Here is a 25,475-nt window from a genome sequence, read left to right on the forward strand (position 1 = left end):
TGTAATTTAATTAACCATTATAATTTAATGCTGAAACACCAGGGAAAATACCTGTTGTGTCAAGTTCCTCTTCAATTCTTAAAAGCTGATTATATTTTGCAATACGATCTGTTCTTGAAGCAGAACCAGTTTTAATTTGACCGGCATTTGTTGCAACCGCAATATCTGCAATTGTTGTGTCTTCGGTTTCACCACTGCGATGACTTATGACACTTGTGTAACCATTTATTTTTGCTAGTTCAATTGCATCAAGTGTTTCTGTTAATGTTCCTATTTGATTTACTTTTATAAGTATTGAGTTTGCAACTCCAAGATCAATTCCTTTTGCTAAACGATTAGTATTTGTTACAAATAAATCATCGCCAACAAGCTGAATTTTACCGCCAAGTTTTTCTGTCATCAATTTCCAACCATCCCAATCATCTTCAGCTAATCCATCTTCTATAGAAACAATCGGATATTGTTTTGCCCAACCTGCCCAGTAATCAACCATTTTCTCGATAGGAATTAATTGGTTTGGTGCTGATTTGAAAAGATGATAAGCATTTTTTTCTTTGATGAAGAATTCACTTGCAGCAGGATCAAGTGCGATACCGATATCGGTTCCAACTTTATAACCTGCCTTTTCGATAGCTTCTAATATTACTTCAATAGCTTCTTCATTTGATTTTAGATTTGGAGCAAATCCGCCTTCATCGCCAACTGCTGTGTTGTAACCCTTTTTGGTAAGAACAGATTTTAAAGCGTGAAAAGTTTCTGCACCCATTCTTAGTGCCTCTTTAAAACTTGGAGCTCCAAATGGCATAACCATAAATTCCTGAAAGTCAACATTATTATCAGCGTGTTTACCGCCGTTAAGAATATTCATCATAGGAACAGGAAGAGTACGAGCATTTACTCCGCCGATATAACGATAAAGTGGTAATCCAAAAAACTCTGCAGAAGCTTTTGCGCAAGCAAGTGAAACACCTAACATTGCATTTGCACCAAGATTTCCTTTGTTATCAGTCCCATCTAACTCAATTAACATATTATCAATTTCAACTTGTTCAGTCGCATCAAAGTCTATAAGCTCATCAGCAATTTTTTCGTTAACATTTTCAACAGCTTTAAGAACACCTTTACCGTTGTAACGATTCTTATCACCATCACGTAATTCACATGCCTCGTGCTCACCTGTGGAAGCACCGCTTGGCACCGCGGCTCTACCCATTACTCCACCTTCAAGATAAACGTCAACTTCTAAAGTTGGGTTACCTCTTGAATCTAAAATTTCTCGTCCAAATACATCAACTATTGTTGTCATTATCTAACTCCTAATTTTTCTAAATGTAATTCAAAGTTTGTTTTAATTTACTATTCAAAATTAGCTAAATGACGGTTAGAAGTGAAATTGTTATATTAAAATTAAGCGTAAAATCGACTATTAATATTATTTCTATCAACTTTTTCTAAAAATTTTGCCCTGTGTTTTTAATATCAAAACAAACTATCTTGCCTATAAAATTTTAACAAACATTATATTAATATTGCACTACGATACGCTTATATTACTGATCCAAATTGCCGGATTGCTTCTGATTGCAAGACTAATGGGTGAAATTGCACAACGACTCGGGCAGCCCGCTGTAGTGGGAGAAATCTTTGCAGGAATTCTGTTAGGTCCAACTTTACTTGGCAACATACCAATCATTGCTGAATATATAATTCCGACAGAATCAGGCAAAAATTATTTAACAATCATAAGCATGTTCGGGGCAATGTTTCTGCTTTTTATTGCAGGGATGGAAACTGATCTAAAATTAATTAAGCATCATTCTAAAAAAGCAATTAAGATTGCCGCAACAGCATTGTCAGTTTCATTTATAAGTTTGTTTTTATACAGTCTCACAATTCCAGATAACCTTCTCGTAAATGCAAATGACCGATATGTATTTGCAGCTTTTTTAGCTATTACAATTTCCGTTTCAGCTATTTCTGTAATCGCAAAGGTATTAATTGATTTAAATCTGATAAGAAGAGACTTTGGTCAATTATTTGTTGCAATAGGAATGATTGATGAAGCTATCGTTTGGATTTTAGTCTCAATCTTTATCGGTTTTGTTGGCGGATTTACTGCGAGCGTTAGTGGTGTAGTTTTCTCGTTTGCAAAAGTAATTTTATTCATAATTCTTGGATTTGTAATCGGAAAGTTTATAATAAAGAATATTATAACTTTTATGCAAAATAAAATAAAATTAACGTATAAGTTTTTAACTCTGGTTATGGTGGCCATTTTCGTTTATGGTGCAATTGCTACTGCGCTTGGTTTGGAGGCAGTGTTAGGAGCTTTCGTGGCTGGTATCGTATTCGGACAAATACCCTATTTATCTGATGAAACAATAGACAGGCTTGAAAGTATAACTTTCGCAATATTTGCTCCAATATTTTTTGCATCTGCCGGATTGCAGGTAAACATACTTGAGTTCACTGATCCTACTATTCTTATTTTGAGTGTTATATTAATGCTGATAGCATTTTCATCCAAAGCTATTGGTGGATATGTTGGGGCTAGATATTTTGCAAAAAGTGATCACTGGACTTCTGTGCTGTTTGCAGTTGGAACCAATACTCGAGGGACAATACAAATAATTGTTGCAACAATCGGTTTAACTATTGGATTAATAACTAAAGATATTTTTTCAATAATAATTTTGATTTCTATTATTTCATCAATTATCGCTCCGATTTTTATAAAACTGATAATCAAAAAAGTTGAACCAAACACGGAAGAAATTCAAAGGATTAAGCAGGAAGAAATTTATGCAGGAAGTATTTTATCTAAAGTAAATCGAGTATTGCTGCCTGTAAGAGTAAGAACCAATTTCAATATCAAATCTGCAAAATCAATCGAGACAAACATTCTAGAAGCAATTGGATCAAAAAAAGTACTTAGCGTTACTTTATTTACTATCACAAGTGAAGAGGAAAAATCAGCAGCTCAAACTTTTTTAGATGGAATTGCAAGCACATTTAAAGTAGCAGAGGTAAATAAAAAAATTATTATTGCTAATAATGCTCTTGAAAAGATTATTGAGGAATCCAAAAAAGATTATGATTTATTAGTAATTGGGGCAACAGAAAAACAAACTAATCCCCAAATGGTTTTTAATAGTTTTATAGATAATCTTATCCGGTTTTCTCCTTGCCCATCTTTAATAGTACAAGGGCATGCTCTTATTGGCGAAAATAAGTTTAAAAGAATACTCGTGCCTACAGATGGTTCAAAAGCCTCTAAACGTGCGGCTGAAGTTGCTTTTTCAATTGCAACAAAAAGTGATGAAGTTCATATCCTAAGAGTAATTGAAGAAAAAGTTACATTCGATAATTTTGAAGCAAAGGATCATCTTGTTGATAGGCAATTCAGTTATGCTCAGGAGATTGTAATGGAATTAAAAGGAATAGGTGAATCACTTTCCGTAAATACTTTTACAAGACTTGAACTTGGTGTTAATCCTGAAACAGTTATTCTTAATATCGCGAAAGAAAACAAGTTTGATCTTGTAATACTAGGTTCGGATGTAAGGCCTGGTTCAGACAGATTATATCTTGGTCCGCGCGTTGAAAAAATACTTGCAAACTGTACCTGCCCAGTAATTGTAGTAAACTCATTCTAATAGAATCTGAATCTATTATTGTTTTTTCTTATCTAACCTTAAAATTTTTAAAAGGTTTTATGGAAGCAAAAGAAATTTTTAATAAAGCAGAAAATTCTAAGTACTTAATCATTGCAGAAGATCAGCTACAATCAGTTTTAAATAATTCCGAAATAACTAGAGTTGAAGACACACATCTTTCTGATTTTATTAGATTGATAAAATTTGAAGAAAAATTATTTGTACAAGAAACAACATCCAAAAATGAAATCATAATAAGGAAAGTTAATTCAATTGAAGATGCCGATAGTTTTATTAAAGAAAGATTAGATTTTTATGAGCGTAAATGGGATGGCTGCGGTTGTAAGATTGATTATTATGAGTGATCATTTTTCGTATGTCCTCACGAATTCCAGAGGGATGAAGTGAGCTGCCAAGTTTTTAGAACAGATTACTTCTCACGATCGAATCGGGATCGCAATGATAAATCAGGGGCTACTCCTCATCTTCAAGCTCATGAGTTTGTGTATTATGCTCAACGCTAAATAAAAATTTGGCTTTTGGATTTTTTTCCCGAGCACTTATTACTGAATACGATGACTCGGCAAGGTAAACCAATTTATTATGTTTATCTAAAAATAAATTGTGCGAACGAATTCTTGTTAACTCATTGATATCCTCTTCCTTATCATAAATAACCCAACAAGCTTTGTAAAAGTTTAAAGGTCTAAATCTACATGCTGCTCCATATTCATTTAGTAGTCTATATTCAAGCACATCAAACTGAAGATCACCCACAGTACCAACAACTTTTCTGCTTCCATTATTCTGAATAAAAACTTGCGCAAGTCCTTCATCAGTAAGTTGTAAAATACCTTTGTTCAATTGTTTGGATTTAAATGGATCTTCAAGATGAAGTTCTTTAAATATTTCTGGTGAAAAAGTTGGAATCCCTTTGTACATAAAATTTTCACCTTCGGTTATTGTATCCCCGATTTTAAAATTTCCAACATCGTAAAGACCAATCACATCACCAGGGAAAGCCTCATCAATAGTCGTTTTATCCTGTGCCATAAAAGAAGCAGGATTTGGAAATTTAATATCACGGTTCAATCTAACGTGATGATAAAATTTATTTCTCTCAAATTTTCCGGAACAAACTCTTAAGAATGCAATTCTGTTTCTGTGTTTGGGATCGAGATTTGCGTGAATTTTGAAAATGAATCCGGAAAAATTATCACTTTCCGGTTTAATCATACCCATAGTTGTCTCTCTGGGTAGAGGTTGTGGAGCAATCGTAACAAAGCTTTCTAACAATTCTTTTACGCCAAAATTATTAACTGCACTGCCAAAAAATACCGGAGCCGTAGTTCCATTTAAATAATCTTCAATAGTAAAAGTTTCATAAGCTCCGTGGATAAGCTCAATATCATTTTTAAGTATTAATGCATCATCTCCGAAATATTCTTTTAGTTTTGGATCATCAACTCCATTAAACTTTTCAATTTCATCTTCAATCCTCTGCTTGTTCGCTTTGAAAAATGAAAAAGAATTTGCATAAAGATTATATACACCTCTAAAGCTAACTCCAATTCCCATTGGATAAGTTAGTGGTCTTACTTTAATATTAAGCTTTGCTTCAATCTCATCAAGAAGTTCAATTGGATTTCTACCTTCTCTATCAAGCTTGTTTATAAAAACAATAACAGGTGTGTTCCGCATTCTACAAACATTCATAAGTTTTTCTGTCTGTTCTTCCACACCTTTAACACAATCGATAACAAGAATAACGCTATCAACAGCTGTTAAAGTTCGATAAGTATCTTCAGCAAAATCCTTATGACCAGGGGTATCAAGGAGATTAATATTTATGCCATTGTATTTAAAGCTAAGTACAGATGTGGAAACTGAAATTCCTCTCTGCTTTTCAATTTCTTGAAAATCTGATGCTGCAGTTTTTCTAATTTTATTTGATTTAACAGCACCTGCAATTTGAATAGCACCACTGAACAAAAGTAATTTCTCGGTCAATGTTGTTTTACCAGCATCAGGGTGACTTATAATTGCAAATGTTTTTCGGTTCTTAATTTCTTTAATAAAACTCATTATAATTTTCTTTTAATTTCAAATTAGTTTGGATAAATAATACAGTCGGCTTGTTAAAAAGTCTAAATGAAGTTGAAATGCAAGCTAATAATTTTTATTCTTAAACATGATTTTACAAATATAGTGAAATTGATTTTGACATTATATTTATCCTCAAATTAATTCTTTCTAAAACTGATTAAAAACTTACTTTAAATTTTAATGTTAACTAACTATTTCAAAGTATTCTGAAGTTCCTCGTTTGATAAATTAAAATCTTCTGGGGATACTTGATAAAATGCACTCAGCTGATGTATCATTTTTTGAAGTTCTTTGCAATCGGGCAGAAGAGATGGTTTTGATATCATTTCAAATGGCATTTTCTTTACAAGATTGTCATACAAATCTTCAATTTCATCTTGAGCAAGTTGGAATGATAACCCAATATTATCATATAACTCCTGCTTAATCTTACTTAATTCATTATATGCGCTAAGATGACTAATAATTACATCACTAAATATTTTCAAAGTTCCGCATAATATTTGCGGTTCAAAACCTTCGGCAAATCTTCTGATAGCAATATCATCGATATAATTAAGAAGCAAACTTCTATCGCTGCTTCGTATTGTTGCTAATAGAAGGTGATATAATGCGCTCATATAACATTGAAAATCATTGAGGGGCATTACCTTGTATCTACTAAATATTCCTTTCGGATTTTCATTAATGATAATTTCAGTGATTTTTGATAGTATTACATCTTTTTGTTCAATCATTTTTTCATAGATCATCAGATTTGCTCTGCGTGCGATTCTCTTTAAAGTTGCTTCATTTTTTACGCGCCATTCATCCGGATGACTTTTCATTTTTTCCAAAAGAAACAATAACCTTCTTGTTAAATGATATCTTGCCGTTGGCTGCCAATTAAGCGCTAATTGGGTTAAGGAAGAATCAACATCGAGTTTTTTATCAATATATTTTATCATCCAAAAACGCTCGAACGGTTCTTCGTTTGTAAGATGAAAGAATCCCAACAACTTCCTTAAAACCAAAGCAGGATATGCTAAAAGCTTAGGTAGACTTATTGGTTTTATTGCTTCACCAAAAAAGTATCGTGTGGAAATTTCAAAAATTTCTTTATGGGATGTCGAGCCTTGAGGACTTGCATTATAAATTTCATATTTAGGAATTTCAGTTGTCTTGTCGATAATTATCTTAATTATATAACAAAGATCTCGAATATGAATATAGGGAATAGCGGACTCGCCTTTACCAGCAATTATTCTAGACTCAAGTTTTTTTGAGAGCCAGCTTGATAAAAATTTATAAAGAGGTGCAAACTCACACCAATCACTATAAACAGCAGCAAATCTGATTACTGTACAAGGAAATCGATCTGAATATTTTTTAACTAATTCCTCACCTAACTTTTTACTTATTGCATAATGATAATCTGCATCGGGAATGGTTTTTTCAGTAATAACATTTCCATTCGATGGGAATTCACAAGCGGCGATAGAACTAGCAAAAATGAATCTTTGGGCTTCAACTATTGTAGAAAATTCTAACATATTCTTTGTTCCATCAACATTAACAATTTTATATGCAGAGTTTTCTTTGTAAGTAAAATCATAAAATGCTGCAAGATGGATTACAAAATCAGCACCGCCTTGTTTGTTTATATAATTTGCTGCTTCACTAAGTGTTGTCCAATTTGAAATATCACATTGCAGCCAAGATAGATTTGGATGATAAGGAATGTTAGCTTCTTTTCTCGAACGTCTTGCAATTGCAAATATTTTGAAATCTTCTTTAATATAATCAATTAAGTAACTTCCAATAAATCCGCTGGCACCTGTAATAACTATTGAGGGTAGTTGTTTCATTAGTTATCCAAGTTAAAATACATTTCTTGATTTAGTTTTTTATATAAAAGCAAAATCACTAAACCCATAACAAAATCTGAAATTCCCGAGAAAACTATAAGCAATTGTGAGCTTGCAATTATGAAGTAGAGGAGAAGAAAAATTGTTGCAATAAATTTTACTAATATAGAAAAAACAATAAGCTGCTTAAAGCGCTTCAAATCGTATGCAGCCATTGCATAACTAAAAGCCATCGCAATATGAAATACTCCGCCCTGTGTCGAAAAAAATCTATCGAAAGTTGACTTAAATCCTAGAAGTTCAAATACAGATGAAGGCAATACAACAAGACCGATTCCAACAAGAAAGGAATGAAGGGCAACCAACCACAAAAAAACCGTAAGTATTCTAACTACTTTTAGGTTCATAATAAAAATGCCAACTTAATTAACTCTCTGAATTAAATTTACCTTTTATATAATTTGCCTTCAAGCATTTGTATACTTTTGGAAAATTTGAGAATTGGCAGATAAATTGCCGAGAAGAAACCTAGAATAGATTTAGTTTCAAATTTTAATTACATACCAGTTAAATAAAGAAGATAAACTCCACCTAAGATAACCAGAACCCCAGAAACTCTTTTTACCCACAATATTGTTTTTGATTCTTCCGACCAGTTTAAATATTGCTGAACTTTTTTTGTTAAAATGCCTGCCCCAATAATTACTGAACAATGTCCTATCCCAAATGCGAGGAGTAAAATTGCTGCAGAAGTAAAATTAGTTTGTGCAGTTTGAAAAACGATTCCAAGTACCGGAGCCATATATGCAAAGGTGCAAGGACCAAGGGCAATACCAAAAAGTAATCCAAGAACTAATGCAGCAAATAATCCTTTAGATTTTGTCTGCTTTAATGCTGAGGAGTTCCAATCAAACTTAATTATATCTAACAGATAAAGTCCAACCAAAAAGAAGATTCCTGCAACAAGATAATTACCTATTGCACCAACATCTCCCATTAATCTACCGAGTGATGCCGTGATAATTCCGATTGCGGCAATAGTAGTTAAAATTCCAATTGAAAAGATTAGCGAGATATAAAAAGTTTGTCTTATTGAAATTTTACCTTGTGAACTTATAAATCCTACAACAAGTGGAATGCTTGACAAGTGGCAGGGTGATAAAAGTATAGACAACACACCCCAACCGAATGATGCAAGCAATGCTATCCAATAGTTTTCATAGAGTGCTGTGCTTAATACAGTGAAAATTTCTTCTATCATTTTTTAGTTTTCTCTTTTAATCCTTTACCTTGCAATATTTTATCTATCTCTGCTTCAGGATAAAATCCTTCGTGGCGATGAAATTCTTTGCCATTTTCATCAAGAAAAATCTGAGTTGGAATCAATTTTATTCCATATTGCTTTGAATATTTTTTCTGATGTTCTTTCCAAACATCATAAAATATTACTTTAACCTGTTCACCATATTTTTCTTCAATGGCTTTCATAACAGGTTGCATTTGCTTGCATGGAATACAATTAACGGATCCTAGTTCAACAAAAGTAACTTTTGGTTTTGTACTATTTTGTGGTAACCCACTTATTGATAAACCAAGTACAAATAATAGAATAAAATATTTTTTCATTTCAGTTTTCCTTTAACCATGTAATTATCTGATCATCTTTAGGAACAATGCCATAGCTCTTAACTTTTTCATTAATAATTAGTCCTGGAGTCATCATAATTCCGTATCTAACCATTTCTTGAATATCTGTAACTTTTTCTACCTTTGCATCAATGTTATTTGTGGTAACAAGTTCTCTTACTTTATTTTCAAGATTCTGACATTTTTTACAACCACTGCCAAGTATTTTAACTGAAATCATTTTTTATCCTTTTATTTTTGTTTTAATAAACTCACTGAGTTTGGAAAGTAAGTTTTCATCATATTCAATTTTGAGAAGTGTTTCATTTCTTACATCAAACACAACTACTGATGGCGCAAAAAATGTTTCGTTCTTTATTTGCAATTCATTGTGTTCGTATGAATCAACAATCCAGTAATCTAGATTTTCTTCTTTTGCAAGATTTAATATTTCAATCGTCTGCTTTTTACACATTTCAAGTGTACAATAACAAGACATCGTTGCACTGAAGAATAAGAGTTTAATTTTATTTGATGAAAAGAATTTTTCATCAGCATAATTATAAAAAGTGTTAGAGAATTGAAGATACCATTGGTTGAAAAGGACCAAGGCAGAATCTTGAGAAATGTTTTTTATGGTAGTTTCATATTTATTAAAACGACTTTTCAGACTATCAAAATCGATTATTGAAGTTTGATATTTACTTTCAAGTTCTGCTTTATTATAATTCCTGAAAAGTACTTCTTTCAGTTTAAATAAATCAGTATCTGAATTGGAATCTTTATTTGAAAGATTAATAAAATACTTTGCTGCTGACTTCTCAATTGATTCATAGACTTGAGAACAAATATTTATTGAGACTGCTATAAAAACAAACACCAGTAACTTAAAATTTAACGTCATACATTTCCCCTTAGAAATAATATAAAGTTTTACGAACTACTACGGACAAATATCCATAGCTTTAATTGTTCCTTCTTCAACTTTTCCGAAATATTTTTTTTGTAACCAAAGTGCAACATTTACAAGAGCTATTAAAACAGGAACTTCAACAAGGGGACCTATAACTGCAGCGAATGCTTCTCCGCTGTTAATCCCAAAGACTGCTATCGCAACAGCGATAGCCAGTTCAAAATTATTACTGGCTGCGGTGAACGAAAGTGTTGCAGTTTTACTGTAATCTGCACCAATTTTCTTTCCCATATAAAACGAAACAAAAAACATTACAACAAAATAAATTACCAGCGGTATTGCAATCCTTACAACATCCAATGGAATCTTTACAATATATTCGCCTTTTAATGAAAACATTACCACAATTGTAAATAACAATGCGATTAGAGTGATAGGAGAAATTTTGGGAATAAACCTTTGTTCATACCATTCTTTGGATTTTAATTTTAGGACTACAAATCTTGTTATCATTCCAGCAAGAAAAGGAATACCGAGGTAGATGAAAACACTTTCGGCAATTTGTCCGATTGATATATCAACAGCAAAAGTTTTTAGACCTAACCAGGATGGTATAACTGTTAAGAATACATAAGCATAAATCGAAAAGAACAGTACCTGAAATATTGAATTGAATGCGACCAATCCTGCTGCGTATTCAGTATCACCTTTAGCAAGCTCATTCCAGACAATAACCATTGCAATACAGCGAGCAAGACCAATCAATATCAATCCCGCCATATATTCAGGATAATCCTGAAGAAATATTACAGCAAGTGCAAACATTAGTATTGGTCCAACAATCCAGTTTTGAACAAGCGAAAGTGAAAGCACTTTTACATTTCTAAATACGTCAGGCAATTCTTCATACTTAACTTTTGCAAGCGGCGGATACATCATTAAAATCAAACCAATTGCAATAGGAATATTTGTTGTACCAGATTGGAATGAATTCCAGAAATTAACAACTGAAGGGAATAAGTAGCCAGAAAAAACGCCAACAAACATTGCAAGAAATATCCACAACGTTAAGTAACGATCTAAGAATGAAAGTTTTTTTGTTAACGTGCTCATAATTTCTTACGCAAATATAAAATTGAATAAATATCCAACTATTATTATTCCTAGTCCAACCACTCCTATAAAAATACTTATCAACTGAATCTTGAGAACTTTTTTCAGGATAATTGTTTCAGGTAATGACAATCCAATTACACTCATCATAAATGCTAGAACAGTTCCTAATGAAGCTCCTTTTTCTAAAAGTGCTTGAACTATTGGAATTATACCAGCAGCATTTGAATACATTGGAATACCAATTAAAACAGAAAGTGGAACTGACCACCACGCTGATTTGCCCATAAGCGAAGCCATAAAATTTTCGGGAACATATCCGTGAATACCTGCTCCAACTGCAATACCCAAAACAATATAAATCCAAACTTTTGCTACAATTTCTTTTACGGCTATTATACCTGTATCAATTCTATCAGCAAAAGAAAATTTTTCTTCTGTAAACTCTACCATATTAGCTTTTGTTTCATAAACCCAACTCTCAACAAATTTTTCCAACTTTAATCTTCCAATTACATATCCAGCAGTTATTGCAATCAACAATCCTGTTGATGCATATAATAAAGCTGTCTTCCATCCGAAGAGCCCAAAGAGTAAAACAAGTGCAACTTCATTTATTATTGGGGCAGCAATTAAAAAAGAAAATGTAACTCCAAGTGGAACCCCGCTCTGCACAAATCCTAGAAACAAAGGTATTGCCGAACAAGAGCAGAATGGTGTAACAACGCCTAACGAACTTGCTAAAACATTTCCTGCAAACAATGATTTTCCTCCAAGTATTTTTCTTGTTCTTTCTGGTGAGAAATATGAGCGTATTATACCAACTCCAAAGACAACTAGTATAAGCAACATAATTACTTTTGGTACTTCAAAAATGAAAAACCAAATTGCATTTGTTAGATGTGTGTTTTTTTCTAAACCAATAATTGAATAAATAATAAAATCAGTAATAGTATTTAGATTTAGATAAAGCAATATCCAAACTATTAGAAAAGATGAGAGCAGTAATAATTTATTTTTCACTTTACTTATAATATTATTTTTTAAGATTACTTAATTGATATTATCCTGAATCCAATGAACTAAAGTTGATTTAGTTGGAAGTTTTCCACTCGAAATCATTTTACCATTTATCTCAAGTCCAGGCGTTGATAAAATTCCGGTTTTCATTATTTCCTGAATATCAGTCACTTTTTCAACTGAAGCATCAGCATTAAGCTCATGAATAACTTCGATGCACATTGCTTCAAGTTTTTTGCAATTTGCACAACCGCTGCCGTATACCTTTATTATATTCATTTTTTCTCGCTTAAATTATTTTTATAAAAATTGTAAAAATCTTTTTTGATTTCATCCCTTATTCTGCGATAAACCGGCATGATTTCTTCTTCACTTCCAACAGCATCAGCAGGATCATCAAATCCTATATGGAGTTGATGTTTAACATTACCTATAAAAACAGGGCAAGTCTCTTTTGCATTATCACAAACTGTAATCACATAATCAAAAGATTGTAAAAGATATTTATCAACATTTTCAGCCATACCATTCCTGATATCAATTCCAATTTCTTGCATAGCCTTAACTGCAAATGGATTTACTTTTTCTGCCGGATTTGTTCCAGCAGAAAACACTTCAAGCTTTTCATCGAACGATTTCAAAAAACCTTCCGCCATCTGACTACGGCAGGAATTTCCGGTACATAGAATTAAGATTCTTTTACTCATTTTTTGTATCCAACGACGGTAATACTAAAAATTCCAAATTGCTTTTCTTTGGACTCTTTTAATTGAGTTGCGTTGAGATATTTGTTTAATACTTCATCTGGCAATTCAATCGTTTTAGTTTTTTTAATTTCTGGATAAATGAACCCTGCATCTTTAATTATACTCAAATAATCTTCTTGCTGAATAGCACCGGCAACACAGCCAGCATACATCTCAGCGGATTTCTTTAATTCAGGATGCAACTCACCTTTAATAACGATATCCGAAACACAAAAGTGCGCACCGGGTTTTAGTGTACGGTAAATTTCGCTAAATGCTTTTTCTTTATCAGGAACAAGGTTCAAAACACAATTACTAACTATCACATCTGCCAGATTATTTGCTAAAGGTAAGTCTTCTATATCGCCGAAACGAAATTCAACATTCTTATAACCAAGTTTAGAATTATTCTGTTCTGCTTTTGCAATCATCTCATTAGTCATATCAACACCAATTACCTTACCTTCTTCACCAACGATGGCTCTTGCTACAAATACATCATTACCAGCACCAGAACCTAAATCGATAACAGTATCTCCTTTTTTAATCCCCGCAAACTCAGTTGGTAATCCGCAACCTAGACTTAAATCTGCATCAGCAATATAACCTTCTAAATAAGTGTACTCATCGTTCATAACCGTATAACCAACAATTTTATTTGATGGACCACAACAAGATGAAGATGATTTTGCAATCTCACCATACTTTTCTTTTACAAGTTCTTTTAAATCTTTTTGATCATTCATTTTAATTCTCCTTTTTCAACACACACAAACTTGATTAAATAATTTATCTAATTCTTTTTTTGCTTTCTGAAGTGTTTTATTATTCACGCAGTAGCATACTTTCGGTCCATCTATGTCACCCTGAATTAATTCAACACGTTTAAGTTCTTTTAGATGTTGAGAAACGGTGGACTGAGAAAGGGGAAGTAAATCAACAATATCACCGCACATACAAACATTCATTTCGGTTAGAATTTTTAATATCCTTATGCGTGCAGGGTGCGATAGGGCCTTGGCAACATCCGCTAGCCAGATATCCTCTGATTTGAATTCCTCTTTTTTAGAAAGTGCCATTTAAATATTTCCTTAATCGTTCATCGTAAATATACGATAGACAAAACAATAAAATCAACCCTTATAAATTATTATTTGGGTTATAAATTAAATCAGTTAATTTTCTCGAGTTAATTTTAATATTATCTATAAAAAGACTTACAATGAATTGGTACATGGAATATGTAAAAGCTTATCCAATTATTTCTGCAATGATTCAATTTGCAATTCTAGGAACTTTGGGTGATATAGTTTCGTATTGGATAATCAAAAAAAGAATTTTCAATCCATACAAAACAAAAATAATTTTTTTAAAAATGATAGAATGGGCAATACTTGCGGTATTTATTAAATATGCGTTTGTTGGTTTTAATGGATTTGTTGAAAGCTTAATCGCTCATAATGATTTACCAGACTTAGCTGGAATTGGAAAATCATTTGCAATTTCAACTTCTATGAATTTACAGTTTGGGCCATTTCTTGTAATTATGCATCGAGTACTCGATAACCTGATATCGAAACAAAACAATTGGAAAAACATTGATAAAGGTTTTTATTCACTCTTATGGTTTTGGATTCCAGCCCACACAATCACTTTTATATTACCAAAAGAATTCCAAATCGGTTTAGCTGCTCTTTGGTCTCTTGCTCTTGGAATTATTTTGGGGATTTATAACAGGGAGTAAAAAGCTGTAACAGCAACTATAGCAACTATTACAGCTTAAATTATAATTTATAACTTCAAAAAATTCAACGAATTTATAACTTCACCCCCTAAATCGATTGTAATTACTTTTCTCTTGTTATCCAGCAATGCTTGTCTATCACCTAACACTTGCGCTTTAATTAAAATCCCAAAAGTGATTGATGTTTTTTCTTCCCTGGGATTTTCAGGGATTGGTAAATCTTCTTCAATACTTGATGTAAATTGAATGAAGTATCCGTTACCAGCATCGCCCTTATGTAGTTGCCCTGTTGAATGAAGAAATCTTGGACCAAAACCAAGTGTGGTTGCAACTTTATATTTTTTCTGAATTGATGTTCTAAGTTTTTGCAGTGCTTTTGTTATCTCATCATTTGGGGTTAGATATGCCTGGATAGAAACGTAATTTTTTCCGCCCCTACAATCAGTCAGAAAAGATTGTAAAACTTCTTCAATTGACTTAACCTTTATATTTCCATAAACCTTTGTTCCCTTTTCTTCTATTGCTGGGATTAACTCCGGTAGCTTTCCTTTCTCCTGATATTCAGTCATCATTTTTCTCGCAACAACTTTGGCTTGCTCAACATTTGGCTGATCGTAAGGTTGGATCTGCATTAGCCATCCAGCAACCACAGTTGCAAATTCCCAAAGAAAAAATTGTTTACCTAAATCATAGATCGATTCAAGTTCAAACTCAAGGATTGGAAATCCAGCAGATTTTAATTTTTCAATTTTTTCATTATAAGTATCATCGTTTTTTAATTTTAGATAAACAAATAATCTATCATCAGAATAAAACTCCGGAGATTCAATCGATTCTAAATCAATAGGTAAAATTCCTTTTCCAACTTTTCCAGTACTTTCTGCAATTAACTGTTCTATCCATGCACCGATAAATAAAAATTTTGGTGATATAATGTATGTTAGTTTATCAATCCCCCTTTGTCCTAAAGTTCCAATTATTGTTCCTGCAATTGCAGCAATATTTTCTGAAATATCCTTGCCGGATTTTTTACAATTAATTGTTTCATCTTTTGCAATTGATAAAATCTTTTCAACATCAACTCCAATCAAAGCTGCAGGAACAATCCCAAATAGTGAAAGTGCCGAAAATCTTCCACCAATATTTGGATCATTAAAGAATATTTTTCTAAACTTTAATTCTTCTGCAATTTTCTGCAATCCGCTACCGGGATCCGTAATTGCAACAAAATGTACTCCTCCATTTTCTTTACCTAAGATATGTGAAACATAATTATAAAAGAATTTCATAAAAGAAAATGTTTCAACAGTGCCACCTGATTTTGTTGAAACAATGTACAAGGTTGTTGCGGGGTTAAATTTCTTCGCATAGTTCATCACAACTTCCGGATGAGTTGAATCAAGCACAGCTAAATCTAAATATCCGTCCTCGATTCCAAATGTTAATTTAAAAACTTCAGGAGCCAATGATGAGCCCCCCATTCCCATTAATAATGCATGTGTGTATCCCGCATTTCTAACTTCATCAACAAAATCATTTATTTCATTTAAAGATTTACTTGTCACATCAACACTATAAAGCCAGCCTAACCTGTTTGAAATTTCAGTTGGATCATTACTCCAAACAGTAAAATCTTTTTCCCAAATTCTATCAATAACATTTTCATTATTTAGTTTTTTTATTGCCTCATCAATCGATTTAGAATGTTTACCTACTGAATAATTAAATGACATTTCATTTCCTTTCATATAATATTTTATAACTGAATTAAATATAATCAGATTATTTTTGCTAAATAATATTGATTAGTTGTTTTGTGCCTCAATCATTAAATTATTATAAACTTTAAGAGATTTTTTTTGAAGAAGAGATCAAACAAAACTATAGCTTATTATTTTATTCTGATTTGGATATTAGCGGCATTCCTTTTAGAATCAACCGATTTATTAATATCAATAACTTTATATAATCCACATTCAGGATGGGCAATATTTCTTGAGAAGTATGGTGAGTTGCCGGGTATTTTTGTGATTCTTATGGGGGTACATATTTATATTGTAACACTTCGTACGTCATCAAACATAAAGACTATTTTATTTACTGGGTTTTTATTAACAATTGGGTCGCTGCTTTCTGTCTATATTCTTTGGGCTTTATCCTATGGATTTTCAAACCAGACAGATTTTTTTAATAACTATCCTCAATATTTTTTTCTTTGTGCAGTTACATCAAATATTTTGCTTTCATTACTGTTTAGAAAAAGACATAACTTTTCCAAAAAAGCAATTTTGTTTTCACGCATATCATTTAAAATGTTTTTCTATGGATATGTTCTTTTTGTTCAGCCAATAAAAATACTTTGGGGAAGAATTCGTTTTAGAGATTTGGTAGATTATTATTCAAATTTTACACCCTGGTATTTGCCGCAAGGGATTACAGGAAACCAATCATTTCCTTCCGGACATGCTTCAATGGGCTTTATGATGTTAGCGCTATTCGTTTTTTTTGCAGATAAAGCTTTTTACAAAAGAATAATTTTAAAGGGAATAATTATTAGCTGGGCTTTAGCAGTTTGCGCAAGCCGAGTTGTAATTGGAGCTCATTTTACTTCAGATGTTTTGTTTGGAGCTTTTGCAATGATTATTTCTTATCTATTCTTAATAAACAACGCTAACAAAACTTTAAAATCAGAAATTTAATAGAATTATTTTTTACTAAAATATTTTTTATAGTTCGTTTGTGTAATCAATCCAATTGGTCCTTCATAAATTCCACCATCCTGAAATCCATCATAAACTCGGACTGAAATTGTATTTGTTTCACCAAACTTCAAAAGTTTTTGTGGTACTGAGTAAACTCGTTCTTGTGACCATTCGAAATTACTGTTAAAATCTGTTGGAACATTTTTAAAATTCCATAAACCAGTTGAACCTACAAGAATTCCATTTACATAAGTTTGATCGATATCATCAATCTTTCCAAGAAGTAAAATCATACTCTGGCCATCAAAATCTTTTGGCAGATAAAATGATTTTTTGTACCATGCAAAACCATCATAATTTTCAAAACCTTGAATATCCCAATGTGCAGGAACCATTAGTTTCATGGTACTGGATTTTTCATTATAGATATTCAAAAAAGTTGAATCATCATCAGTTTTAAAATCCCAAATGCCACTTAAGTTAATATCTGGTTCAAATCCATTTTCATTCGTATAGATTCCTATTTTGCCGCTCATAATTCCCCCTTCAAGTTCATCATCATAAACTCTAACGGCAATAACATTTTCACTATCATCACTCAAAATTTCTTTTGGGATAAAATACTTTCTATACGCATTGTAGGCTGTTCTGTAGCTGTTTGGAAATCCCCCTGATACTCCAATTAAATTTCCATTTATAAAAGTTTGATCAACATCATCGATAAAACCTAAAACTAAATAAAGATCCTTGCTTTGATTTTCCATCGGTAATTTAAACGATTTTCTATACCATGCATAACCATCATATCCATGAAAACCTTGGTTTTCCCATGACGATGGGACGTTTATCTTTTCCCAATATTTATCATCAAAAGACTTTTCTTTCCACTGTTGTTTATCGCCAAGGCTAAATTTCCAGCTACCAGATAAATCAAGAATTAATTTTTCCGTATTCATTTTTTTCGGGGGTAATGGTACGCTTTTATCTTCAAAACAACCAGTTGCAATTACTGTGAGTAATAAAAGAATAATTATTTTATAAAAATTAATGTTTTTCATATTTCAATATTTTCTTTTAGTAAACCTACAATATTTATATGATTTTGAGTATCACTCCAAAGTAAACATTTGTAAAAAATTGTCATGATTTTATTTGAGGGATAACTGAATTTAACTATTTTCAATCTAAACTAATTACCAAACTTTTAAAGAACAAAAATGAATAAAATAATTGTGGCTGTCTTATATATTTCTCTTTCCTCAATTTCATTTTCGCAAACAGATTTTCAAATAACTGATTCTACACTTTATAAAAAAGCTTTAGAATTAAGTAAATCATTTTTAATGGTTGATACACACATAGATTTACCCGATTGGCTTTACGATGAATGGTTTGATGTTACTTCAGAATCAAACAAAGGAGAAATTGATTATCCACGCGCTCGTAAAGGCGGACTTGATGTTGCGTTTATGTCTATTTACACATCACCAAGTTTGGAAGGCACCGGTAAATCAAAAATAAAAGCTGATTCAATGATGAGCCTTGTTCACAGGATGGTTAAAGAATGGCCCACTATATTCTACTTTCTAAGATCAGTTTCCGAAATAGATCAACAGAACAATAAAAATAAAATTTTGTTAACAATGGGAATGGAAAATGGTTCGCCGATTGAAAATAATTTAAACAATGTTAAAGAATTTTATGATCAAGGAGTTCGTTACATAACACTTGCACATTATAAATGGAATCACATTTGTGATTCCGCAAATGATCCTGAAAGAAAATGGAATGGTTTAAGTCCTTTTGGTAAAGAAGTTGTAAAAGAAATGAATCGTTTGGGAATGATGGTTGATATTTCGCATGTTAGTGATAGCACTTTTTATGATGTAATAAAATTAAGCAAAGCTCCAGTGATTGCTTCACATTCGTGCTGCAGATTTTTTACCCCAGGTTATGAACGTAATATGAGTGATGAGATGATTAAAATCTTAGCTAAAAATGGAGGTGTCATCCAATTAGCTTTTGCAAGTTTTTTCTTGCGAGATGATATTTATCTTCAATATACCAAGGGTGATGAACATATTAAAAGTTATTTAAAAGAAAATAATATTAAATCCGGAACTGAAGCCGCTTGGAAGTATGAAGAAAATTACTGGAAAGAAAATCCACTTGCATCAGCAACAGTAAAAGATGTTGCTAACCATATCGATCATATAAAAAACTTAGTTGGAGTTGATTATATTGGAATTGGTTCTGACTTTAATGGAACCGGTGGTTTGCTTCCTGTTGGATTAGATGATGCTTCAAAATATCCAAACTTGGTTTATGAACTTTTGGTTCGTGATTATTCCGATGAAGATATACAAAAAATACTCGGTGGAAATTTGTTAAGAGTTTGGAAACAAGTTGAAAATGTTGCTGCGAGAAGTAATTAAAAGGAAGATCGAATTATATACAATGTCATCCTGAGCGAAGACTATGGATGACGGTTTAGCTATTAACGCAAGTCACACTTCGACCTCGCTCAGTGTGAAAACATAATTATTTCTGCTATCTCTACTCATCTCTGAACATCGGCTGTTCTGTTTGTATACTTAACAAGATATTCGTTACAAATTGCCTGACTCATTCTCCTTACTCTCGGATTTGAATCTTTCTTTGTGAGCATTTGCAATTCATTCATGCCTTTTTCGCTATTCATTCTAAAAAGTGCTAAACCGATTAAAACTTTTATATCAGAATCTTTTTCGACTTTAAGTTGTTCGATTAAAGCATTTTCTGTATCAATGAATCTGTATTGACCTGCAAGGTAGATTGAACTTTCTCTTACCCCTTCATTTTCGGAGTGTATTCCTATAACCAGATTTTGCAAAGCATATTTGTGTTTTGATAAATCAGAAATTTTCTGATTTTGACCAAAAGTATCTGTAACCAGAAGAATGAAAAGTATTGCAGCCAATCCGAAATATAACTTCTCTGAGTTGTGGAATAATGTTGTTTTCATTTTGTACCTCTTTTAAATAAATTATAAATACATTTAAGTTTCTGGTACAAACGTACATTAAGGAATTGTCAGTGGTGTCATCTAATAGTAAAGAGATGTAAAGAAATGTCATGGGAAATTTCGAATTGCGAATGAATAATTATAAAGGCTTACAATTAAGCATCTAACACTAAACATTAAATATTTTATAAAACTAGCTTATACCCTATACCATGAACTGTTAAAATTACCTGCGGATGATTTGAATCCACTTCAATTTTTTGTCTAAGTTTTAAAATAAAATTATCAACTGTGCGAGTTGTTGGATTTTCATCATAGCCCCAAATTTCAGTTAATAAATCATCACGACTGACTGTTGAATTACGATGCTTCCATAAGTAATGTAGAATTTCAAATTCTTTATGAGACATTTGCACATCTTTATTTTTTGATGTTGCTTTGTATCCACTAAAATTTATTTCCAACTTACCGATTTCTATTTCGCGTTCAGTATCGTTCATTACAAGACTTTCGCTTCTTCGTAAAACTGCTTTTACTCTAGCTAATAATTCCCGCAAACTAAATGGTTTTGTAACATAATCATCTGCTCCGATTTCCAATCCAACAACTTTATCAATTTCTTCGCCCTTGGCAGTAAGTAAAATAACTGGAGTGGTAATTCCGGCTTGACGAGCCTCTTTGCAAACATCAAATCCCGATTTTTTCGGCATCATCACATCAAGAATAATAAGGTTATAATTGTTATCAATAATTTTTTTTAATCCTTCTTTACCATCGTTTGCTGTATCCACATCATAGCCCTCAAATTCAAGATTATCTTTTAATCCCGTTTGCATATTCTGTTCATCATCAACAACTAAAATCTTAGGCATTTTTTTCTCCAATATTTAATTGAGAATTTTTTGGAAACAACAATTTAAAGCTACTTCCCTCACCTATTATACTTTTTAAAACTACTTTACCTTTGTGTGCATCCATAAGTTGCTTTACAAGTGAGAGCCCCAATCCCGTACCTTTAGTGGTGTGAACTAACCCGGATGAAACTCGATAAAATTTATCAAAAACTTTTTTCTGATCTTCTTCAGATATTCCAATTCCTTTATCAATTATTTCAATAAAAACATAACCGTTTTCATTTCCAATAATCATTTTAATAAACTTAGTTTCATTACTATACTTAACCGCATTGTCAATTAAGTTTACAATAGCTTCAGAAACTGCTTCACGATCAATCGAAACTTTTGGAATATCAATTCCAGGTTCATATTCAAATTCAAATCCTTTATTGTAAAGATGATAACTATAATTTTGATAAACATGAATTACAATTTCGTTTAAATCTTCTTCAGCAAGAATAAATTTGCGTTTGCCCGCTTCCATTTTAGAAAAATTTAAAATCGTGTTAACAATCTTTCCAAGGCGATTAGATTCGTGACTGATAATTGAATAGTATTCTTTTTTCTTGTCTTCAGTTTTTACACGATCCATTTCAAGAGTTTCTGCAAACATACTTATTAATGCAAGTGGCGTTCGGAGTTCGTGTGATACATTTGAAACAAAATCTGCTTTAGCCTGTGCAAATTCTAGTTCCTTTTTTACGGAACGATAAACAAACCACACAGCAGCAATTAATACTAAAAGTAAGATTCCAATTAAAATTAAATTATTCATTGCACGTTCTTTAACAAGGTCTTGAATGGATTGCCCAACTAAAGAAATCCCTAAGTTATAGTTTGGGAAAATCCATAATGCTTTTTGTGCTTGCAGTGATCGATTATTAAAATCTTTTGTAGAATTATATTGAAAATTTGTTATAGGGTTGATAACTGAAATTACAAATTCATCTTTTGCAACTTCTTGTAATCTGGATGAAAGATTTTGGGTTATAAAATCTTGTGGATTAATAACTACACCATAAATCCGTTTAGAATTATTTATTCCACTTGCAAAAATCAATAGCGATTGGTTATTAGAATTGGGTAAAATAATCGGTTCAATTTTCCTGTAATCTTGTTCACGATAAGTATAAAGTCTGTTAACTAAAACTTCATTCAACACAAGTACAGTTTTGTAATAAATTTTTAGAGAATCAATATTTGGCTGGATTTCATTTTGATGAAAATAAAATCGAACATTGCTCGAACCAAGACTATCAACAATAAATAAAATTTCAAACTTTCTGCTGTCGTTAATTAGAGATTTAAATTGTTTATCCTCATAGGATTTGTCGGAAGTTAATTCAATATTATCAATTATAGTGTTTACAGTTGTGCGAACTATATCTTCAGAATATTGATTTACAGAAAATAAAATTGCTTGAAGTTGATTGTTGTAGATTTGCTCAAGGACCTGTTCGTTCTCATTTAACTTGCCGAGTTCATTTACCAAAAGGAATGCTATAGGCAGAATGATAATTATTAAAAGTATTAAGCCTATTTTTTTCATTAAAAAAACAATATTGAAAAATATTAACTGTTATTTTAGATTTTCCGTAACTTTTGTTTGCACAGCATCTGTTAGCGAATCATAAGAATGATTTTCAGGCATAATTGGTTTTAAAAACTTTACATTTATTTTTTTCCAAGGTTTAGGAAAATGTGTGCCGCGTGGGAGTGCATCAAAAGCTCCATTTATAGCCACCGGAACAATTGGCACATTTAACTCACGGCTAAGAATAGCAAACGTCTTTTTGAAATCACCAATTTTACCTGATTGAGTTCTTGTTCCTTCTGGAAAGATGATAATATTTTTTCCACGTTTTAAAACTTCAGCCATTTTTTGCAATGATGTTTTCAGATCAGTTAAATCCATTACAATTACATTATTTTTTGCGGCCGCAAATTTCAATATTTTATTCTTTACATGTTTTTCCTTAGCATAAAAATATGTCTGCTTCATCAATTTATTTTTTAGAAACACTGCAACAAATAATCCATCAAAAAAACTTTGATGATTTGGCGCTAGTATAAACGGACCATTCGGAATATTTTCTAATCCTTCGCCTTTCAATCTGAAATAAAGTTTTAGAAAAACCTTTGCACTGTTTTTCATAAAATTATGCGTGAACCAGCTTTTAGGTAAATCAAGATCCAGCTGTTCTTTAAATATTTGACCCCAATCTATTGCCTCAACACTAAGCTTTGTTTTTTTATCGCGAATATTTTCTGCAATTTTGATAATGTTTGGGAATGCAACTAATTCAGCTTCTGAAAGTTTAATCCCAAAATTAGATTCTAAATAAACACCAAGATTTACTTTATCTAATGAATCTAGTCCTAAATCAATTTCAATATGATCAGATGGATGAACAGTAATATCTTTTTGCTGTTGTAAAAAATCTTTTAGCAATATGTATTCCTGAAACGTTGGTTCAGTTATTGACTCCAATTTTTCCTTAGAAATTGTTTCAAGTTTGGGCAATAAAAATCTTTTTAGTTTTAACAATCTGGTACGTGGCAATGGTTCTTTTACTAAACTAAATTTCATTACTTTTTTATAAGGCGTTACAGTTTGGTTGTACTTATCAATTACATCCCACTTTAACATTTCTTCAACATTTTCAATTCCAAGAGTCTTTGCTTTTTGATAGTCCGGATAAATTACTGCGTGCAGCATATCTGATTTTTCAAACACTCCAATTTCGGTTATAACATCTGAATAACTCAATATTTTATTTTCAATCTCTTCTGGATTTATATTTTTACCGTTCGATAAAATAATTATTTCTTTTTTTCTTCCGGTAATAAAAATTCTGTTATCATCATCAAGATGCCCTAAATCACCAGTGTAAAGCCAGCCATCTTTTAAAATTGCTGCAGTTTCTTCGGGCCGATTGTAATATCCTTGCATTACATTTCTGCCACGATTAACTATTTCACCATCAATAACTTTTACTTCATTAGTTTTTAATGGTTGTCCAGCAGAACCGGGTAACACTTTACCAGGGCGAGTAAAAGTAATCATCGGGGCACACTCAGTCATTCCAAAACCTTCAAGCACTTCAAATCCAAGTGTTAAATAATCTTTACATACTTCTTTATCAAAAGCTGCGCCTCCACAAACCATATATTTTACTTTACCGCCAAATTTTCTTTGTACGGATCCAAAAATTTTTCTTGAAAAGCTTAATGAATTTTTCTTTTCTGCAAGTTTGAAAAGAAGTTTTGCAATACCGCTTTTATTTATTTTATCTTTTATACCTTTTCTTATAAGATTATACAATCTGGGCACACCAATGATAATAGTAATTCCGTGTTGCAAAGTTGCCATAATATCTTCAGAAGCCATTGATGGTGAGAAAACAACTGTACCGCCAACGCTCAATGGGGCAATCATTGTTCCAACCAATGGGAATATATGATGCAGCGGAAGTAATATCATAACACGATCTTCAGTCTTAAATATCTGCACATCAGTTGTTACAGCTTCTATGTTTACAAGAAGATTATCATAAGAAAGCATAACTCCTTTAGGCGAACCTGTTGTTCCCGATGTGTAAATTATTACAGCAGTTTCATTTGTATTCGGGTCTGAGAATGTTACGCTAGCATTTGCTGATTTTATTTTTATTTCATCAAGATTTATCGTCTCTATTTTATAATTCAACTTTGCAATTGATTTTTCACAAACTTCTTTTGTTGTATTAGAGTAGAAAATCACTTCCGGTTTACAATCATTTAGAATAAATGTAACATCTTCAGCCGATGACATAAAATCAATTGGTACCGCAACCGCTTTTTTCATCCAAACAGAATAAAAAGCATAAATCCATTCAAATCTATTTTCAGAAAAGATTGCAACTTTAGAAAGATTTACAGATGGCAGCAGTGTTGCAAATGAATTTACATTTTGTATCAACTCATTGTAATCAATTTTTTGATCCTTAAGGATCATAGCGGTTTTATTATAATTTTTTAAAAACAATTTTTGCCTTTACTTGATGAAATATTAGTTCTAAAATATCAAAATAAATCATTAAAAACTGTTCTACTAAAACCT

Annotated in this window: 25 protein-coding genes; 5 read left to right on the forward strand and 20 right to left on the reverse strand. The window is 31.9% G+C overall.

Translation table 11 applies throughout. The annotated features are described in order from the left end of the window. Positions 1-10 precede the first annotated feature (10 nt). Complete coding sequence (eno, locus tag IPJ23_10175; protein ID MBK7631043.1) at positions 11-1,306, reverse strand: phosphopyruvate hydratase; 1,296 nt, start codon at positions 1,304-1,306, stop codon at positions 11-13. Positions 1,307-1,529: 223 nt separating this feature from the next. Between eno and IPJ23_10180 the strand changes: the two genes are divergently transcribed. Together IPJ23_10180 and IPJ23_10185 are read left to right on the forward strand one after the other, a co-directional pair. After that, positions 1,530-3,656 (forward strand): cation:proton antiporter, encoded by a 2,127-nt coding sequence (locus tag IPJ23_10180; GenBank protein ID MBK7631044.1) that lies wholly within the window; start codon positions 1,530-1,532, stop codon positions 3,654-3,656. A gap of 59 nt (positions 3,657-3,715) precedes the next feature. After that, complete coding sequence (locus tag IPJ23_10185) at positions 3,716-4,021, forward strand: hypothetical protein (GenBank protein MBK7631045.1); 306 nt, start codon at positions 3,716-3,718, stop codon at positions 4,019-4,021. Positions 4,022-4,130: 109 nt separating this feature from the next. Here the strand turns inward: IPJ23_10185 and IPJ23_10190 are convergent, their stop codons facing one another. The 13 genes from IPJ23_10190 to IPJ23_10250 form a co-directional block, all read right to left on the reverse strand. Continuing rightward, positions 4,131-5,741 carry a peptide chain release factor 3 gene (locus IPJ23_10190; protein ID MBK7631046.1) on the reverse strand — a complete coding sequence of 537 codons (1,611 nt, stop codon included), beginning with the start codon at positions 5,739-5,741 and terminating at the stop codon, positions 4,131-4,133. A 212-nt stretch (positions 5,742-5,953) separates the two neighbouring features. After that, positions 5,954-7,609, reverse strand: a complete 1,656-nt coding sequence (locus tag IPJ23_10195; GenBank protein MBK7631047.1) for an NAD(P)-dependent oxidoreductase — start codon at positions 7,607-7,609, stop codon at positions 5,954-5,956. Beyond that, a complete protein-coding gene (locus IPJ23_10200; GenBank protein MBK7631048.1) occupies positions 7,609-8,016 on the reverse strand; it encodes a hypothetical protein in 408 nt (135 codons plus the stop codon). Before IPJ23_10200 ends, IPJ23_10195 begins: the two co-directional genes overlap by 1 nt. Before the next feature lie 149 nt (positions 8,017-8,165). Beyond that, positions 8,166-8,870 (reverse strand): cytochrome C biogenesis protein, encoded by a 705-nt coding sequence (locus IPJ23_10205; protein ID MBK7631049.1) that lies wholly within the window; start codon positions 8,868-8,870, stop codon positions 8,166-8,168. After that, on the reverse strand, positions 8,867-9,235 hold the full coding sequence (locus IPJ23_10210; GenBank protein MBK7631050.1) for a thioredoxin family protein: 369 nt from the start codon (positions 9,233-9,235) through the stop codon (positions 8,867-8,869). Before IPJ23_10210 ends, IPJ23_10205 begins: the two co-directional genes overlap by 4 nt. 1 nt (position 9,236) lies before the next feature. Continuing rightward, the gene (locus IPJ23_10215) at positions 9,237-9,476 is read right to left on the reverse strand and encodes a thioredoxin family protein (GenBank protein MBK7631051.1); all 240 of its coding nucleotides are present in this window, start codon (positions 9,474-9,476) and stop codon (positions 9,237-9,239) included. A 3-nt stretch (positions 9,477-9,479) separates the two neighbouring features. Then, positions 9,480-10,139 (reverse strand): hypothetical protein, encoded by a 660-nt coding sequence (locus IPJ23_10220; protein ID MBK7631052.1) that lies wholly within the window; start codon positions 10,137-10,139, stop codon positions 9,480-9,482. 39 nt (positions 10,140-10,178) lie between these two features. After that, positions 10,179-11,261 (reverse strand): ACR3 family arsenite efflux transporter, encoded by a 1,083-nt coding sequence (arsB, locus tag IPJ23_10225; protein ID MBK7631053.1) that lies wholly within the window; start codon positions 11,259-11,261, stop codon positions 10,179-10,181. 6 nt (positions 11,262-11,267) lie between these two features. After that, positions 11,268-12,311, reverse strand: a complete 1,044-nt coding sequence (locus IPJ23_10230) for a permease (GenBank protein ID MBK7631054.1) — start codon at positions 12,309-12,311, stop codon at positions 11,268-11,270. Positions 12,312-12,314: 3 nt separating this feature from the next. After that, positions 12,315-12,560, reverse strand: coding sequence for a thioredoxin family protein (locus tag IPJ23_10235; GenBank protein ID MBK7631055.1), 246 nt, complete (start codon positions 12,558-12,560; stop codon positions 12,315-12,317). Beyond that, on the reverse strand, positions 12,557-12,988 hold the full coding sequence (locus tag IPJ23_10240; protein MBK7631056.1) for an arsenate reductase ArsC: 432 nt from the start codon (positions 12,986-12,988) through the stop codon (positions 12,557-12,559). The genes IPJ23_10235 and IPJ23_10240 overlap by 4 nt, the downstream gene beginning before the upstream one ends. Next, the gene (gene arsM / locus IPJ23_10245) at positions 12,985-13,773 is read right to left on the reverse strand and encodes an arsenite methyltransferase (protein ID MBK7631057.1); all 789 of its coding nucleotides are present in this window, start codon (positions 13,771-13,773) and stop codon (positions 12,985-12,987) included. Before arsM ends, IPJ23_10240 begins: the two co-directional genes overlap by 4 nt. Positions 13,774-13,788: 15 nt before the next feature. Continuing rightward, the gene (locus IPJ23_10250) at positions 13,789-14,106 is read right to left on the reverse strand and encodes a winged helix-turn-helix transcriptional regulator (GenBank protein ID MBK7631058.1); all 318 of its coding nucleotides are present in this window, start codon (positions 14,104-14,106) and stop codon (positions 13,789-13,791) included. A gap of 143 nt (positions 14,107-14,249) precedes the next feature. On the opposite strand from IPJ23_10250, the gene IPJ23_10255 reads away from it, so the two are divergent. Next, complete coding sequence (locus IPJ23_10255) at positions 14,250-14,771, forward strand: hypothetical protein (GenBank protein MBK7631059.1); 522 nt, start codon at positions 14,250-14,252, stop codon at positions 14,769-14,771. Positions 14,772-14,818: 47 nt separating this feature from the next. Here IPJ23_10255 and IPJ23_10260 read toward each other — a convergent pair whose 3' ends face one another. Beyond that, positions 14,819-16,504: a glucose-6-phosphate isomerase gene (locus tag IPJ23_10260; GenBank protein MBK7631060.1), complete on the reverse strand. Its 1,686-nt coding sequence runs from the start codon at positions 16,502-16,504 to the stop codon at positions 14,819-14,821. Positions 16,505-16,630: 126 nt separating this feature from the next. Between IPJ23_10260 and IPJ23_10265 the strand changes: the two genes are divergently transcribed. Then, entirely contained in the window at positions 16,631-17,470 is an 840-nt protein-coding gene (locus IPJ23_10265) for a phosphatase PAP2 family protein (GenBank protein ID MBK7631061.1), read from the forward strand. A gap of 5 nt (positions 17,471-17,475) precedes the next feature. Here the strand turns inward: IPJ23_10265 and IPJ23_10270 are convergent, their stop codons facing one another. Then, entirely contained in the window at positions 17,476-18,531 is a 1,056-nt protein-coding gene (locus IPJ23_10270) for a beta galactosidase jelly roll domain-containing protein (protein MBK7631062.1), read from the reverse strand. Between the two features lie 159 nt (positions 18,532-18,690). Between IPJ23_10270 and IPJ23_10275 the strand changes: the two genes are divergently transcribed. Next, the gene (locus IPJ23_10275; protein ID MBK7631063.1) at positions 18,691-19,908 is read left to right on the forward strand and encodes a dipeptidase; all 1,218 of its coding nucleotides are present in this window, start codon (positions 18,691-18,693) and stop codon (positions 19,906-19,908) included. Positions 19,909-20,033: 125 nt separating this feature from the next. Here IPJ23_10275 and IPJ23_10280 read toward each other — a convergent pair whose 3' ends face one another. The 4 genes from IPJ23_10280 to IPJ23_10295 all read right to left on the reverse strand — a co-directional run bounded on the left by IPJ23_10280 (position 20,034) and on the right by IPJ23_10295 (position 25,400). Then, positions 20,034-20,477 carry a HEAT repeat domain-containing protein gene (locus tag IPJ23_10280; protein MBK7631064.1) on the reverse strand — a complete coding sequence of 148 codons (444 nt, stop codon included), beginning with the start codon at positions 20,475-20,477 and terminating at the stop codon, positions 20,034-20,036. 185 nt (positions 20,478-20,662) lie between these two features. After that, positions 20,663-21,349 (reverse strand): response regulator transcription factor, encoded by a 687-nt coding sequence (locus IPJ23_10285; GenBank protein MBK7631065.1) that lies wholly within the window; start codon positions 21,347-21,349, stop codon positions 20,663-20,665. After that, a complete protein-coding gene (locus IPJ23_10290) occupies positions 21,342-22,922 on the reverse strand; it encodes a HAMP domain-containing histidine kinase (GenBank protein MBK7631066.1) in 1,581 nt (526 codons plus the stop codon). The genes IPJ23_10285 and IPJ23_10290 overlap by 8 nt, the downstream gene beginning before the upstream one ends. A gap of 30 nt (positions 22,923-22,952) precedes the next feature. Next, on the reverse strand, positions 22,953-25,400 hold the full coding sequence (locus IPJ23_10295) for an AMP-binding protein (protein ID MBK7631067.1): 2,448 nt from the start codon (positions 25,398-25,400) through the stop codon (positions 22,953-22,955). Positions 25,401-25,475 lie beyond the last annotated feature (75 nt).

This window comes from Ignavibacteriales bacterium (assembly GCA_016709765.1).
Classification (GTDB): domain Bacteria; phylum Bacteroidota; class Ignavibacteria; order Ignavibacteriales; family Ignavibacteriaceae; genus IGN3.